Here is a 15,455-nt window from a genome sequence, read left to right as displayed (position 1 = left end):
TAGGAGCGGCACGGAATACCGCAGCACAGGAGCCATGATGACCGACCCGACCGCCAAGCCCCCGCGCGTGCTCGTCACCGGATCGGCCGGGTTCATCGGCTTCCACACCGCCAGCCGCCTGCTGCAGGCGGGTGCCACGGTGCTCGGCATCGACAATTTCTCGGATTACTATGACGTCGCGCTCAAGGAAGCGCGCAACGACATGCTCTCCAACCACCCGAATTTCCGGGTAGCGCGCCTCTCGATCGAAGACCAACCAGCGCTTGCCGCCGAATGGGCGGCGTTCCAGCCCGACGTGGTGATCCACCTCGCCGCCCAGGCGGGGGTGCGCTTCAGCATCGAGCAGCCGGCGAGCTATATCGGCGCGAACATCGTCGGCACGTTCAACCTGCTCGAACTCGCGCGCCACCATCCGGTGCGCCACTTCCTCGCCGCCTCGACCAGCTCGGTCTACGGCGCCAATACCGACATGCCGTTCGGCGAAACCCAGCGCACCGCCACCCCGATGAGCCTCTACGCCGCCACCAAGGGCGCGACGGAGCTGATGGGCCACAGCTACGCGCACCTGTTCCGCACGCCGATGACCTTCTTCCGCTTCTTCACGGTCTATGGCCCCTGGGGCCGCCCGGACATGGCGCTGTTCAAGTTCACCCGCGCCATCCTCGCGGGCGAGCCGATCGACGTGTACAATAATGGCGAGATGGTGCGGGACTTCACCTTCATCGACGATCTCGCCGAATCGATCGTGCGACTGGTCGACGCCGTGCCGGGCGACGTACCGGTGGAGGGCGACAGCCTTTCCCCCGCGGCCCCCTTCCGCATCGTCAATATCGGCGCGGGCCGCCCTACCCCGCTGATGGACTATATCGGCGCGGCCGAAAAAGCGCTGGGCCGCACCGCCATCAAGAACTTCCTGCCGATGCAGGCCGGCGACGTGCCCGCGACCGAGGCATCCTCCGACCTGCTGCGCCGTCTGACCGGCTATGCGCCCTCCACCACGCCGGAAGAAGGCGTGGCCGCCTTCGTGCGCTGGTATCTGGAGCATTATCGAAGCTGAAACCGGCGCTGGTGCAGAAGGGCCGCTCCCGATTGGAGCGGACAAGATGACCTTCGAGTGGCCGGCGCATGGACTCAAGCTGCAGACCCGGATCGAGACGCGTGCGGCGACGATCGGCATTATCGGCATGGGCTATGTCGGTCTGCCGCTGGCGGTGGCGTTCGGCGAGGCGGGCTGTTCGGTGCTGGGCTTCGACCTCGATCCCGAGAAGGTTGTCGCGCTCAACCGGGGCGAGAGCTACATCAAGCACGTCCCCGGCGACCGCATCGCTCCGCTGGTGGGCGAGCAGCGCCTCGCCGCCACCGCCGATCTCGACCGGCTGGGCGAAGTCGACGTCCTGCTGATCTGCGTGCCGACGCCCCTCACACGCCACCTTGAGCCCGACCTCAAATATGTCGAGCACACCACCCGCGCGATCGCGCACAGCCTGCGCAAGGGCCAGTTGGTGATCCTCGAATCGACCACCTATCCCGGTACCACCCGCGAGGTGATGCAGCCGATCCTCGAGGAAGGCGGCCTTGCCGCCGGCAAGGACTTCTTCCTCGCCTATTCGCCGGAGCGCGAGGACCCCGGCAACCCGACCTTCTCCACCACCAAGATCCCCAAGGTCGTCGGCGCCGACGATCCGGCATCGGCGGGCCTCGCCATGGCGCTCTATCGCCACATCGTGCCTGAGGCGATCCAGGTCTCCTCGGCGGCGACGGCGGAGGCGGTGAAGATCACCGAGAATGTGTTCCGCGCGGTCAACATCGCGCTGGTCAACGAGCTCAAGCTGATCTTCACCGCGATGGACATCGACGTGTGGGAAGTGATCGAGGCAGCCAAGTCCAAGCCGTTCGGCTTCATGCCCTTCTATCCGGGCCCGGGCCTGGGCGGCCATTGCATCCCGATCGACCCCTTCTACCTCACCTGGAAGGCGCGCGAGTACAACCAGCACACCCGCTTCATCGAGCTGGCCGGCCAGATCAACGCCGACATGCCGCAGCACGTGATCCGCGTGCTGGCGGACACCCTCGACGCCCGCTTCGGCCGCGGCCTGCGCGGCGCGCGCATTCTGGTACTGGGCGTGGCCTACAAGAAGAATGTCGACGACATCCGCGAGAGCCCGTCGCTCCGCCTGATGGAGCTGATCGAGGCGCGCGGGGCAACGGCCGACTTCCACGACCCGCACGTCGCCCAGATCAACGGCACCCGCGAGCATCCGACGCTCAACTATCGTCATGGGGTAGCCTGGGACGAAGCGACCATTGCGGACTATGACGCAGTGCTGATCGCCACCGACCACGATGCGGTCGACTATGCCGCGCTTGCTGCCTCAGCCAAGCTCGTGATCGATACCCGCAACGCGTGCGGCAAGGCCGGCGTCGCGGGCGAGAACATCGCCCGCGCCTGAGGCGGCGCGCCGGACTGCCCGGCGCACCGCCGGCTAGGGCTCAGCCCAGCGCCTTCTGCGCGAAGGCGCGCACGGCCGGTTCGAGGTCCGGACGCGACAGGGCGACCGCGAGGTTGGCCTGGATGAAGCCGGCCTTGTCGCCGCAGTCATAGCGCGTGCCCTGGAAGGTCACGCCGTGGAACGGCTGGTCGCCGATCATCTTCTGCATCGCGTCGGTCAGCTGGATTTCGCCGCCGGCGCCTTTGCCCTGATTCTCCAGGATGCGCATCACTTCAGGCTGCAGGATGTAGCGGCCGATCACCGACAGGTTCGACGGTGCGGTGCCCGGCGCCGGCTTTTCCACCAGGCCCTTCACCTCGGTCAGCGTGCCGTCCTGCGTGCCCGGCGTGATGATGCCGTAGCGGTGCGTCTGGTCGTCCGGCACTTCCTCGGCGCAGATCAGGTTGCCGCCCACCTTGTTATAGGCGTCGACCATCTGCTTGAGGCAGCCGGGCTGGCCGAACATGAAGTCATCGGGCAGCAGCACCGCGAAGGGCTCGTCGCCGACGATGTCGCGCGCGCACCACACGGCGTGGCCGAGGCCCATCGGCTCCTGCTGGCGGACATAGGTGATGTTGCCCGGCTTGAGGCGGGTGCCGTCGAGCACGTCCAGCGACTTGCCGCGCGCGGCCATCGTCGCTTCCAGCTCGTAGGCGATGTCGAAATGGTCCTCGAGCGCGGACTTGCCGCGGCCGGTGACGAAGATCATCTGCTCGATGCCGGCTTCCACCGCCTCGTCGACGGCGTACTGGATCAGCGGACGGTCAACGACCGGCAGCATCTCCTTCGGCATCGCCTTGGTGGCGGGCAGGAACCGGGTGCCGAGACCCGCAACCGGGAACACGGCCTTACGCAGCGGCTTGATCGTCATAACCCCCCTCGTGGTTAATTTTGGGTGCAGTGCGGCATAACCTCATACCGCGCGGGTGGCAAACGCGCGGGATCCGTAATGGTTCGGTGAGGCAGTTACGCTAATTGGGGGAAATGGCACAGGTTCGCAAAAAGCTGTTCGTCGTCTTCGGCACACGTCCCGAGGCGATCAAGCTGTTCCCGGTGATTCGCGCGCTGCAGGCGTCGCCGGATTTCGAGGTCGTCACCTGCGTGACCGCGCAGCATCGCGGCCTGCTCGATCAGGTGCTGGCGATCGCGGGGATCACGCCGGACATCGATCTCGACCTGATGACCCCTGGCCAGTCGCTCGATGCGCTGACGGTGCGGCTGCTGACCGGCATCGGCGGCGCGCTCGATTCGGTGCGGCCCGACCGAGTGATCGTGCAGGGCGACACGGCCACTGCAATGGTCGGCGCGCTGGCGGCCTATTATCGCAAGATCCCCGTCAGCCATGTCGAGGCGGGACTGCGATCGGGTGACATCTACCAGCCCTGGCCGGAGGAGGTGAACCGCCGGATCGTCGCGCCGATCGCCGACCAGCATTTCGCCCCGACCGAGACCGCCGCCAACGCGCTGCGCGACGAGAATGTGACCGCCGTCACCATCCATGTCACGGGCAATACCGTGATCGACGCGCTGCTCGCGACGCGGGCGCGAATCGCGGCCGAGCCGGGGCTCGCGGCCGGGCTCGACCCGATCGCGGCGCGGTTCGCGGGAAAGCGGATCGTGCTGGTCACCACCCATCGCCGCGAGAATTTCGGCGGCGGCATGGCCGCGATTGCCGATGCACTTCGCCGCATTGCAGCACGGCCGGACGTCGCGATCCTGTTTCCGGTGCACCCCAACCCCAACGTCGTCGCGGTGATGGACGCAGCCCTGGGCGACCAGCCCAACATCGCGCGGATCGACCCGCTCGATTACCCGCACTTCATCCGCGCGCTGGGCATGGCCGATCTGGTGCTGAGCGACTCGGGCGGGGTGCAGGAAGAGGCACCTGCGCTCGGCAAGCCGGTGCTGGTGATGCGCGAGACAACCGAGCGGCCCGAGGGCGTCACCGCCGGCACGGCCCGGCTGGTCGGCACCGATGCGGATCGCATCGTCGAGGAAGTCGGCCGCCTGCTCGACGATCGCGAGGCACATGCCGCGATGGCGCGCGCCCACAATCCGTTCGGCGACGGCCATGCCGCCGCGCGCATCGCCGACATCATTCGCGCCGGCTTCGGCCTCGCCTGAGCCGTCTTCCGATATTTTAACGCCTCTCTGCCATGGTCGCGGCTCCTGAATTCGCGCGGAGTTTGCGATGCTTGTCACCACGGAGCCGAAGGTCGCCGTACTCGGCCTCGGCTATATCGGGCTCCCCACCGCGGCGGTGATCGCACGGACGGGGGCGCAGGTGCTCGGCATCGATGTCGATGCGGGCGTAGTGGAGACGGTGAACTCGGGCCGGGTGCATATCGAGGAGATCGACCTCGACGGCCTCGTCTCGGGCGTGGTGGCGCGCGGCAACCTGCGTGCGGCGCTGGCGATCGAGCCGGCGGACGTGTTCGTCATCGCCGTGCCGACCCCGTTCGGGGCGAACCATGCACCCGACATCGGCTATGTCCTGCAGGCGGCGACCAGCATCGCCACGGTGCTCAAGGCGGGCGACGTGGTGATCCTCGAATCCACCTCCCCCGTCGGCACCACCGAGAAGGTCGCCGCGCTGCTCGCCCAGCTCCGCCCCGACCTCAAGGTCCCCGGCCACAGCAGCGGCAGCGCCGACATCGCCATCGCCTATTGCCCCGAGCGGGTGCTCCCCGGTCGAATCCTGGTCGAGCTGATCGAGAACGACCGGGTGATCGGCGGCATCACGCCGCGCTGCGCGCGCAAGGCACTGCACTTCTACCGCCGCTTCGTCCGCGGCGCCTGCGTCACCACCACCGCGCGCGCGGCGGAGATGACCAAGCTCACCGAGAATGCGTTCCGCGACGTCAATATCGCCTTCGCGAACGAACTGTCGATCCTGGCCGAGGGCATGGGCGTCGACGTGTGGGAAGTGATCCGCCTCGCCAACCGCCACCCGCGCGTCAACATCCTCTCGCCGGGCCCCGGCGTCGGCGGCCACTGTATCGCGGTGGACCCCTGGTTCCTCGTCCATTCGAACCCCGAACAGAGCCCGCTAATCCGCACCGCGCGCGAAGTGAACGACGGCAAGGTCGCGCACAGCATCGCACGCGCAGAGGCGCTGATCGCGCGGCTGCCCGGCGCGCCGATCGCCTGCCTCGGCCTCGCCTTCAAGGCCAATATCGACGATTTCCGCGAAAGCCCCGCGCTCAAGGTCGCGCAGGCAATCGCCGAGCGGCACGGTCCCCGCGTCCGCATCGTCGAGCCCTATGCGCCGGCGCTCCCCCCTGCCCTCGCCGCGACGGGCGCGACACTGACCGATATCGACAGCGCGATCGAAAGCTGCCCGATCTTCATCGTGCTGGTCGATCACGACCTGTTCAAGTCGGTGCCGCTCGACGAGCGCGCGGGCAAGCTGGTCTACGACACGCGCGGCATCTGGCCGGATCAGCCGGCCCCCGAGAGCATCGCCGCCGGCCTGCGCCTCGCCGGGTGAACAGGCTCACCGCGCTGTTCCGCAGGCCTGCGCCGCCGGTCTATGCGCTGCCGGCGGGGACCCGCGCCTATGCGATCGGCGACGTCCATGGCCGGCGTGACCTGCTTGCGGCGCTGCTGGCGCGGATCGACGCGGAGCGGATAGCGGATCCCCGTCCCCATGAGCATCTGATCCTGCTGGGCGACCTGATCGATCGCGGTCCGGACTCGCGCGGCGTGCTCGACCTGCTGCTCGAACGGCAGGCAACGGACACCGGCCTGACGATCCTTGGCGGCAACCACGAGGCGATGCTGGTCGCGATGCTCGACGGCAATCTGCGCGATCTCGAGAGCTGGCTGCACTTCGGCGGCGAGGAATGCGCCGCCAGCTACGGTATCGACCCGATCGCGCTGCTTGCCGATCCCGTGGGTGCGCCAGCGCTGCTCCGCGCGGCGATCCCGAAGGCGCATGCCGCGCTGCTTCGTGCGCTGCCCGACTCGAGCCGGATCGGCGACGTGCTGTTCGTCCATGCCGGCATCCGCCCCGGCGTCGCGCTGGACGCGCAGGACCCGCAGGACCTGCGCTGGATCCGCGCGCCCTTCCTGCGCAGCACCGCCGATCATGGCGTGCTGGTCGTCCATGGCCACACCGTGGTGGGCGAACCCGAAATCCATCCGAACCGAATCGCGATCGACACCGGCGCCAGCGCCACCGGCCGCCTTACCGCGCTGTGCCTCGACGGCGCCGACCGCCGCTTCCTCGCCACCGGCGCCTGAACAAGGTCCGACCTTCCCAAGCCGTCATCCCGGCGGAAGCCGGGACATTCGCCGCTACGTTGCAGAAAGAACCGCGACGGAGGCCCCACTGGATCCCGGCTTTCGCCGGGATGACGGGGGGGCGAATGCGATTCACCCTCCCGAAGCGCTTCGATGCACGCGAAAAAGCCCGCGAGGGTCGCTCGCGGGCTTTTCGACACGTTGCAATCGGAAGCTGCTTACTGGGCGGGGGCCTCGCCTGCGCCCTGCGGCATGCCGCCCTGCTGCTGCTGCTGCTGCTGCATCATCATCTGGCGGATGATCGCGGCCGGCACCAGTTCCTGCATGGTGACGTCGAAGATCAGCACCTGGTCGGACAGCTCGTTCTGCTGGCCGCCCTCCGCGCCATAGCCCAGCTTCGGCGGGAGCCAGAAGCGGTAGTGGGCGCCCTTCTTCATCAGCTTCACGCCTTCGGTGAAGCCCGGGATCATCGGCTGGCCGATCTGGAAGCGCATCGGCGTCTTGGGCTGGAATTCCTTGCCGCTGCGCAGAACGCCGCGAATCTCGGTGACGACGCCGTCCTGCTCGGCAGGGTTGGCGCCGCTTCCGGCCTCGATCACCTGATACTGGAGACCCGACGGGGTGGTCTGGATGCCCGACTGGTTCTTGTGCCACGCCATGAACGCGTCGGCATCGAGATGCGACGCGGCGGGCGTGCGGGTGCCGGTCCAGGCAAGCGCGGCGGCGACAGCGGCCGCTGCCAGCACCCCCACCCAGATCCAGAGCTTGTAGCTGCCCTTGACGGGCTGGAGCGGAACGGCGGTCACCGACATGATCGGACTCCGGCGGGGAAGGCATCCCCGTTTATGTAGGAAACAGAAACGACGGCGCGCGCTGGATAACGCGCGCCGGGCAGGCCTCAACGGGCGCTGTCGCGCTCCATGCGCTTGCGCTCCAGCTTGCGGGCGCGACGCACGGCGGCGGCACGCTCGCGAGCGCGCTTCTCGCTCGGCTTCTCATAGTGACGGCGCAGCTTCATCTCACGATAAACGCCTTCACGCTGCAGCTTCTTCTTGAGCGCCCGCAGCGCCTGGTCGACGTTGTTGTCGCGAACGATGATTTGCATAAAGTCGTACAGCTCCGATCAAACTCAATAGCAAGGGGCCGCCGAAACCATAGGTGCGGCGTCGAACGGGCCTCCTATCAGCGCCTGTTCGATTCTTCAAGCAAAAGCGTGCGGGGCGCAGCGGCTTCCGTAGAAGAGCGGTCCCGCCGCGTGCCGACGCGGATTACAGCAGATTGCAGTCCTGCAACCCGGCCGATAGAATCGGGTCGCAATACCCACTTCATGATGCAGTCAGCCCCCGCGTTGGACCTAGAGACCAGAATCCTCATCGTCGACGACGATCCCGGTATCCGCGAGCTTACCGCCGCGTTCCTGGCACAGCACGGCTATGTCGTCGATACGGCCGAGGACGCGACCACGATGCGCGCCGCCGTCGCTGCAAACAGCTATGCGCTGGTGGTGCTCGATCTGATGATGCCCGGCGAGGACGGGCTTTCCATCCTGCGCACGATGGACCGGCAGGCCGGTCCCGCAGTGATTCTCCATTCGGTGCTCAGCGAAGACATCGATCGGATCGTCGGTCTCGAAATGGGCGCCGACGATTATATCGCCAAGCCGGCCAACCCGCGCGAATTGCTGGCGCGGATTCGGTCGGTTCTCCGCCGCGCCGTCGCCACGCCGGCGGCGACGGGCACGCTGGAGCGCAGCTATCTGCGCTTCGCCGGGTGGCGGCTCGATCCGGTCGGGCGGCAGCTCTATGATCCCGAAGGCGTGCTGATCAACCTGTCGGACGGCGAGTTCCGGCTGCTGCTCGCGCTGGTCGAGCGGCCGCGCCGGGTGCTGACCCGCGACGCGCTGCTCGATTATTCGCGCGGCGCCCATGCCGAGCATTTCGACCGCGCGATCGACGTGCAAATGAGCCGGTTGCGCAAGAAGCTCGCCCGTTCCGACGCGGACGAGCTGATCCGCACCATCCGCAACGAAGGCTATATGTTCATCGCCGAGGTGACCACCAAGTGATCGGCCGCCCGGCGTCGATCGTGGTGCCGATGATGCTGTTCGCCATCACCTCGGCGGCAGTGGTGATGCTGGTGCAGTTCGCGGTGGTGTTCCATGGTCCGCCGCCCGGCTTCGGCCCGGTGCCGATCGCGCGCGTCGCCGATGCGCTGCGCACCGGCCGCGCCCCCGTCCGTATCCATGGCGAGGCGATCCACCTCTATTACGCCGACAGCGATCGCTTCGGGCGAACGGAAGAACGCGTCTTTCCGGAACGCGACTCCGCGATCGCCGCGCTGATTCCCGTGCCGGCCGATAGCGTGCGCGGCTATTATGAATGGCCGACCAGCGATCCCGACCAGGACATCCATGGCAGCTTCACGATCGGGCGCCGCACCGACAAGGGCTGGCTGGTCGCCTCGGTCAGCCGCGCGCCGACGCTGGGCCGCTGGCGAGTCGCGATCCTCCAGTGGATGTTGCTGACGCTGGTGATCCTGTCGCTGCTCGCCTGGGCGGCGGCGCGGCGGATCTCCCGGCCCATCCGGCGGCTGGCGGAGGCGGCCAAGCGCGCCCGGCTCGGCGCCCCCGAGGCGATCCCGCTCGACGGTCCGCGCGAGATTCGCGAACTCGGCCGCGCGATGGAGGCGATGCAGGCCCGCATCCTCCAGCAGGCGGAGAACCGCACCGTGATGCTGGCGGCGATGGCGCACGACCTCGGCACCCCGCTCTCCCGCCTCGCCTTCTGGATCGAGCAACTGCCCGAAGCCGCCCGGGAGCGCGCCGTCGCCGATATCGGCGAGATGCGCGCGATGCTCGCCGCGACGCTGCGCTTCACCCGCGACGATCGCACGCATGGCGAGATGGTGCGGCTCGATCTCGGCACGCTGATCGACAGCCTGGCCGACGACCTGGCGACGGCGGGCACCCCGGTGACGGTGGAGCCCGGACCGCGCATGGTGCTGATCGGCGACGCGCAGGCGCTGCGGCGACTGTTCGGCAACCTGATCGAGAATGCGGTTCGCTACGGCCATGTCGCGCGGATCAGCTGGAGCATCCGGAACGGGCATGGCGAGATCCACGTGGACGACGAAGGCCCGGGGTTCGATCTTTCGCGCGCCGAGAATCTGTTCGCGCCGTTCGTGCGTGGCGAAAGCTCGCGCAACCGCGCGACGGGCGGTACCGGGCTGGGCCTGGCGATCGTCCGATCGATCGTCGAGCTCCATGGCGGCGAGGTGATGCTCGCCAATCGGCCCAGCGGCGCCGGTGGCCGGGTGCGGGTGCGGCTGCCGCTGGCAACCTGATCGCAACACCCCGTCACGCCGCGACATCGTCCGGCGACGTTCCTGCCGCACGGTGCCCACAAGCCGCAGCCCCAACGGCGGCTCCGCGTCGCGCGTACGGCTTTCCGCGCGGTCGCAACTCCGCCTGCCGAGCGGCACGCCGCCCCCTGTGCGTGCCTTTCCGGCGGGCGGAGCTTTGCCGCACACGTCCATCTGGCCGCATCCGCAATCAATCTCGTCCAACGCCCCGTGGCGCGATACCCCACGAACAACGCCCGGACCGCACCGGCGCGACGCGTGGAGGTAGGTCTTCCGCTTGCAACATGAAGCAACAATGAAACCAGCGTGAAATCGGCATGAGATCCAGCCCGTCCACCTGATCCTGCCAGACAGGAGGGCAGGTTTTGACCGATACCGATCAACACGATCACGGCCTCACGCAGGATCTGCGTGCCATGAATGCACTTGCCAGCAGGCGCCGCGCGCTGCGCTGGTTCACCGGCGCGGGCACGGCGGCGGTGCTGGCGGCATGCGACGGCGGCACCAACGCGGCGGGCACGACCACCATCAGCGCCACCCCCACGCCGACACCCACCCCGACTCCCACGCCCACACCGACCCCGTCCGCATCGAGCGGCGGCAGCTGCGTCGTGGACCCGACGGAGACGAACGGCCCCTACCCGGCCGACGGCACCAACACCGCCTCGGGACTGACCTCGAATGCGCTGACCGCGAACAACGTCGTCCGCAGCGACATTCGTCCGAGCTTCATCGGCAGCTCGACGGCCGTCGCTGCCGGCGTCCAGCTGGAGCTTACCCTGACGGTGGTGGACGTGAACACGGGGTGTGCGCCGCTGGCGGGCTATGCGGTGTACATCTGGCATTGCGACCGGAACGGAAAATACTCGCTCTACGACCTGCCGAACGAGAGCTATCTGCGCGGCGTGGGTGTGACCGACGCCAATGGCCAGGTGCGCTTCACCACCATCTTCCCGGGCTGCTATGCCGGCCGATGGCCGCACATCCATTTCGAGGTGTTCTCGAGCCTCACCACCGCCACGAGCGGCCGCTACGCCACGCTGATTTCACAGCTGGCGATGCCGGCGGAAACGTGCGGCACGGTCTACGCGTCGGCAACCGGCTACAGCGCGAGCCAGAGCAATCTGTCGGGCGTGTCGATCGCCCGGGACAATGTCTTCGGCGACAACAGCGCCGCCCAGATCGCCCAGCAGACGCCCGTGATGAGCGGCAGCATCGACGCCGGCTACACCGCAACCGCGGTGATCGGGATCGCGCGCTAGGCCAACCGCGCGATCTGCGCCGCCAGCCGAGGGGCAGCATCCCCCTGCATGCGCCTTTCCGGCTGGCGGCGCTTTGCTATAGATCGGCGCGATGGCCCATGTTTCCGATGCTCCGCTCGACCGCGGCACGCGCCTTCGCTCGATCCTCGGCGGATCGGCCGGCAACCTCGTCGAATGGTATGACTGGTATGCCTATGCGGCGCTGGCCAGCTATCTCGCCCCGCACTTCTTCGCGCCCGGCACCGCGCAGGACCTGAACGCCTGGATCGTCTTCGCGATCGGCTTCTTCATGCGGCCGATCGGCGGCTGGCTGATGGGCGTCTATGGCGACCGCCACGGCCGCAAGGCGGGGCTGAGCCTGTCGGTGACGCTGATGTGCGCCGGTTCGCTGCTGATCGCGGCGACGCCCAGCTACAGCGCGATTGGCTGGCCGGCGACGGCGGCGCTGGTGATCGCAAGGCTGCTGCAGGGTCTGTCGCTCGGCGGCGAATATGGCGCCAGCGCCACCTATCTCTCGGAGATGGCCGGACGGCGGCACCGCGGTTTCTTCTCCAGCTTCCAATATGTCACGCTGATCTCGGGCCAGCTGACCGCACTGGTGGCGCTGCTCGCGCTGCAGGCGGTGCTGCCCGAGGGGAGCTTGCGCGAATGGGGCTGGCGCCTGCCCTTCGCGCTGGGCGGCGCGCTGGCGCTGCTCGTCTACTGGCTCCGCCGCCGCCTTGCCGAGACCGAGAGCTTCGCCAAGCGCGACCGGACCGCCGCCTCGGGTGCCTTCGCGCTGTTCCGCCAGCATCCGCGCGAGGCGATGCTGGTGCTGCTGCTCACCGCCGGCGGCACCCTCGCCTTCTACGCCTACACCATCTACCCGATCACCTTCCTCAAGAAGACCGCCGGCTTCTCCGACGCGGCGGCCACGCAGGTGAATGCGGCCGCGCTCTTCGTGTTCATGCTGGTCCAGCCGCTGGCGGGCGCGCTGTCCGACCGGATCGGCCGCAAGCCGCTGATGATCGGCTTCGGCGTGCTGGGGGTGTGCTGCACCTATCCGATCTTCGTCGCGATGGAGGGCGTGCGCGACGGGCTCTCCGCCTTCTGGCTGATGACCGCCGCGCTGCTCATCGTCACCGGCTATACCGCGATCAACGCAGTGGTGAAGGCGGAGCTGTTCCCCGCACATATCCGCACGCTGGGCGTCGCCCTGCCCTATGCCATGGCCAACGCGATCTTCGGCGGCACCGCGCCCTCGGTGGCGCTGTGGTTCAAGCAGGAAGGCTGGGAGCGCGGCTTCTACTGGTACGTCACCGCGATGATCGGCATCTCGCTCGTCACCTATGCGACGATGCGCGACACCGCGCGCAACAGCCGGATCGCCGAGGACTGAGCCTCAGGCGAGGATCGCCCCGCCGCGCTTGGCGAGCACCCGGCCGATCGCGTCGAACAGCGCGTCCATCGCCACCGGCTTGAACAGCACGTCGTCGGCGCCCGTCGCCAGGCAGCGCTCGCGCAGGTCGAGCGCGGTATCGGCGGTGACGACGATGATCGGCAGTTCGGCCTTGGCATCGGGACGCGCGCGGATCTGGCGAATCGTCTCGAACCCGTCGGTGCCGGGCATGCGCAGATCCACCAGGACGATGTCGAAGGTCTCGTCGTCGATCCGGGCGAGGCCCTCCTCGGCCCAGGCGGCCTCGGCCATCGTCGCCCCGGCCACGTCGAGCATGTCCTTCACGACGCGCCGATTCATCGGATCGTCCTCGATGAACAGGATGTTCATCGACGCTGGCCCTTCTGGGCAGAAACCGGCGTTCTGGCCACGTTGTGCATGTTCAGGTGTATTATCGCCCTAAGCCGCCTGCGAAACAAGCGGGTCGTTCCCCAGTTTCTTCTTTTTCCGCGCGGACGCGGGCAGTGCCGCTGCTACCAATTCCGTTCCAGCGACAGGCTTTTCTATCACCTGTGTTATGCCGGCGTCCAGAAATTGCGAACGTTGTTCAACGTTCTTGCCGCTCCACAGCAAGGTTGCGCATAGATCGGGCTGTATACTGCGTAGGATAGCGACCCCCTCCACCAGATCTTGCGTTGCGGTCGCGAGTGCCGCTTCGTCAATCACCAGCGCGTCGAACTGCTCCAATTCGAGTAGCTGCACGGCTTCATCGCGGTCCTTCGCGAATCGGACCCGGTCGGCTTCGGCTTCGAACAGAGTCCGCAGCATCGCCCGGGTGATCGGGTTGCGCTCGAGAATCAGGACGCCGGTGCCCGCTTCGCCCGCGTCCGGCAGCGCCGCCGGCGGCTCGGCGCGCAGGAGCGGCAGGTCGAGCGTGAAGGTCGAGCCTTCGCCCGGCATGCTCGCCACAAGGATCGCACCGCCCAGCGCTTCGGCGAGGTTGCGGCAGATAGTGAGGCCCAGCCCGGTGCCGCCATATTGGCGCGTGGTGCTCGAATCCGCCTGGCGGAAGCTCTCGAAAATCTCGCCCAGCTTGTCGGCCGGGATGCCGATGCCGGTATCGGAGACCGCGATCCGCAGGCGTTCGCCCGCGTCACCTTCGCCCGACACCACATCTGCCCGCAAGCCGATCGCGCCGGCCGAGGTAAATTTGAGCGCGTTCGACAGCAGGTTGAACAGCAGCTGTCGCAGCCGGCTCGGATCGCTGACGATCCAGCCGGGCGCGCCTTTCAGCTGGACGTCGAAGGCCAGCCCCTTGGCTTGTGCCGGATCGCTCCAGAGCCGCGCGACTTCCTCGGCGAGCGCGCGGAAATCCATCGGCACGGGATCGACGCTAAGATTGCCGCTCTCGATCTTGGCGACATCGAGAATGTCGTCGACCAGCGCCCGCATCGTCAGCCCGGCGCCCTGCACCACTTCCAGCCGCTCCCGCACGTCCCCGGCGATGGCGTCGTCCGCCAGCATCACCTGGGTCATGCCGAGGATGCCGTTCAGGGGCGTGCGGATTTCATGGCTGGTGGTCGCCAGGAATTCGGTCTTGGCACGCAGCGCCTTTTCGAGCGCGGCATTGGTGGAGGCGAGCACGCGGTTGGCCGCGCGCACCTGGTTGCGGCTGCGCCGGATGGTGAACAGCCCGACGCTGAGCAACAGGATCACCACCAGCGTGGCGACGCCGAGCGAGAGGAAGAGCACGCGCTGGAAATGCGCGGCCTTTTGCAGTTGCTCGGTCTTGAGCCTCTGGATGGTCAGTTCCTGGTTCGCATAGTCGAACCGGGCCGCCATCAGCGCGGCGCTATTGGTGGTCGCCACCTTCGCCGCCTCGTCGCTCAGCCGCTTGAGCGCCTCGAGGTGCCGCAGCGCCAACCGATCCTCGCCGAGCTTGCGGTAGATGAGGTAGGCGAACAGATGCGGCGTGCGATAATCCTGCGTGGTCGTCGCCAGGTCGACACCCTGGAATGTCTCGCCAATCAATGCCGCCGCGCGCTGCAGATTGCCCTCGTCCTTCGCCAGCTTGGCCGCGGTCGCGTTCAGCAGCCGCTCCAAGCCCCCCGCGTCACCCCCCTTGGCGAGCGCAAAGGCACGATCGAGCGTCGCCTGCGCACTGCGCAGATCGCGCGCTTCGATCTGACTCCGCGCCAAATTGTCGAGAATTCGCGCTTCGAGAACCGGTTTGCCGAGCTTCCGCGCCAGGCGCACAGCTTCGGTATATTCGGCATCGGCTTCGCGGTAGCGTTCAAGGACGAGCAGCACGTTGCCGCGGCTGTTGTGCAGGCTGAGCGACAGGATGTCGTCCCCGCCGTAGAGCAAAGACGCCTGGCGGAAATAGCGTTCGGCCCGGTGATCATCACGCGCGATCACATACAAGGAGCCGATCGACTGAAGCGCCAGCGCCTGACTGCGGACCTCATGCAATTGTTCGAAAATTCGATAGGCGCGCTGAAACGCCGACAGCGCCTCGGCTGCTTGGTCGCGCATCATGTACAGGTTGCCGAGCGAAAGCAGAAGGTCGCCCTTCACGCGTACCGGTGCGGCTATCGGCGCAACCGCCCTTTGCGCCTCCTCCAGCGAAATACGCGCCGCATTCACGTCGTCTAAGCGCAGCTGCATTTCCGCGCGAAGCCACAGCGCCGTGCCGCGGATGAGCGCACGCTGGCCGGGGTC

14 protein-coding genes are annotated in these 15,455 nt (G+C 67.6%); 9 read left to right on the top strand and 5 right to left on the bottom strand.

Features of this window, described 5'->3' with window-relative positions:
- Nucleotides 1–37 precede the first annotated feature (37 nt).
- Together ABIC65_RS16295 and ABIC65_RS16290 are read left to right on the top strand one after the other, a co-directional pair.
- A complete protein-coding gene (locus ABIC65_RS16295; RefSeq protein ID WP_354310158.1) occupies nt 38–1,057 on the top strand; it encodes an NAD-dependent epimerase/dehydratase family protein in 1,020 nt (339 codons plus the stop codon).
- Between the two features lie 46 nt (nt 1,058–1,103).
- A complete protein-coding gene (locus ABIC65_RS16290; protein WP_354310157.1) occupies nt 1,104–2,450 on the top strand; it encodes a nucleotide sugar dehydrogenase in 1,347 nt (448 codons plus the stop codon).
- Between the two features lie 40 nt (nt 2,451–2,490).
- On the opposite strand, the gene galU is transcribed toward ABIC65_RS16290, so the two are convergent.
- Nucleotides 2,491–3,360: a UTP--glucose-1-phosphate uridylyltransferase GalU gene (gene galU / locus ABIC65_RS16285; protein WP_354310156.1), complete on the bottom strand. Its 870-nt coding sequence runs from the start codon at nt 3,358–3,360 to the stop codon at nt 2,491–2,493.
- 113 nt (nt 3,361–3,473) lie between these two features.
- On the opposite strand from galU, the gene wecB reads away from it, so the two are divergent.
- From wecB to ABIC65_RS16270, 3 genes are all read left to right on the top strand, one after another.
- Nucleotides 3,474–4,613, top strand: a complete 1,140-nt coding sequence (gene wecB / locus ABIC65_RS16280) for a non-hydrolyzing UDP-N-acetylglucosamine 2-epimerase (protein ID WP_354310154.1) — start codon at nt 3,474–3,476, stop codon at nt 4,611–4,613.
- Between the two features lie 67 nt (nt 4,614–4,680).
- The gene (gene wecC / locus ABIC65_RS16275) at nt 4,681–5,979 is read left to right on the top strand and encodes a UDP-N-acetyl-D-mannosamine dehydrogenase (protein WP_354310153.1); all 1,299 of its coding nucleotides are present in this window, start codon (nt 4,681–4,683) and stop codon (nt 5,977–5,979) included.
- Nucleotides 5,976–6,734: a metallophosphoesterase family protein gene (locus ABIC65_RS16270; protein WP_354310152.1), complete on the top strand. Its 759-nt coding sequence runs from the start codon at nt 5,976–5,978 to the stop codon at nt 6,732–6,734. The genes wecC and ABIC65_RS16270 overlap by 4 nt, the downstream gene beginning before the upstream one ends.
- 218 nt (nt 6,735–6,952) lie before the next feature.
- Here ABIC65_RS16270 and ABIC65_RS16265 read toward each other — a convergent pair whose 3' ends face one another.
- Both ABIC65_RS16265 and rpsU read right to left on the bottom strand, forming a co-directional pair.
- Complete coding sequence (locus ABIC65_RS16265) at nt 6,953–7,546, bottom strand: FKBP-type peptidyl-prolyl cis-trans isomerase (RefSeq protein ID WP_354310150.1); 594 nt, start codon at nt 7,544–7,546, stop codon at nt 6,953–6,955.
- A gap of 86 nt (nt 7,547–7,632) precedes the next feature.
- Nucleotides 7,633–7,839 carry a 30S ribosomal protein S21 gene (rpsU, locus tag ABIC65_RS16260; protein ID WP_010545388.1) on the bottom strand — a complete coding sequence of 69 codons (207 nt, stop codon included), beginning with the start codon at nt 7,837–7,839 and terminating at the stop codon, nt 7,633–7,635.
- A gap of 222 nt (nt 7,840–8,061) precedes the next feature.
- On the opposite strand from rpsU, the gene ABIC65_RS16255 reads away from it, so the two are divergent.
- From ABIC65_RS16255 to ABIC65_RS16240, 4 genes are all read left to right on the top strand, one after another.
- Nucleotides 8,062–8,799, top strand: a complete 738-nt coding sequence (locus ABIC65_RS16255; RefSeq protein WP_354310148.1) for a response regulator transcription factor — start codon at nt 8,062–8,064, stop codon at nt 8,797–8,799.
- Complete coding sequence (locus tag ABIC65_RS16250) at nt 8,796–10,076, top strand: ATP-binding protein (RefSeq protein WP_354310147.1); 1,281 nt, start codon at nt 8,796–8,798, stop codon at nt 10,074–10,076. Before ABIC65_RS16255 ends, ABIC65_RS16250 begins: the two co-directional genes overlap by 4 nt.
- A gap of 434 nt (nt 10,077–10,510) precedes the next feature.
- On the top strand, nt 10,511–11,356 hold the full coding sequence (locus tag ABIC65_RS16245) for an intradiol ring-cleavage dioxygenase (protein WP_354310145.1): 846 nt from the start codon (nt 10,511–10,513) through the stop codon (nt 11,354–11,356).
- 91 nt (nt 11,357–11,447) lie between these two features.
- Nucleotides 11,448–12,734 carry an MFS transporter gene (locus ABIC65_RS16240; protein ID WP_354310144.1) on the top strand — a complete coding sequence of 429 codons (1,287 nt, stop codon included), beginning with the start codon at nt 11,448–11,450 and terminating at the stop codon, nt 12,732–12,734.
- A gap of 3 nt (nt 12,735–12,737) precedes the next feature.
- Here the strand turns inward: ABIC65_RS16240 and ABIC65_RS16235 are convergent, their stop codons facing one another.
- The gene (locus ABIC65_RS16235; RefSeq protein WP_354310142.1) at nt 12,738–13,124 is read right to left on the bottom strand and encodes a response regulator; all 387 of its coding nucleotides are present in this window, start codon (nt 13,122–13,124) and stop codon (nt 12,738–12,740) included.
- Nucleotides 13,125–13,193: 69 nt separating this feature from the next.
- Nucleotides 13,194–15,401, bottom strand: coding sequence for an ATP-binding protein (locus ABIC65_RS16230; RefSeq protein WP_354310140.1), 2,208 nt, complete (start codon nt 15,399–15,401; stop codon nt 13,194–13,196).
- Between the last annotated feature and the right edge of the window lie 54 nt (nt 15,402–15,455).

Source organism: Sphingomonas trueperi, assembly GCF_040545665.1.
In the GTDB taxonomy this organism is placed as follows: Bacteria; Pseudomonadota; Alphaproteobacteria; order Sphingomonadales; family Sphingomonadaceae; genus Sphingomonas; species Sphingomonas trueperi_B.
The sequence above is the reverse complement of the archived record's forward strand: the minus strand, read 5'-3'. Positions and strand labels throughout refer to the sequence as shown.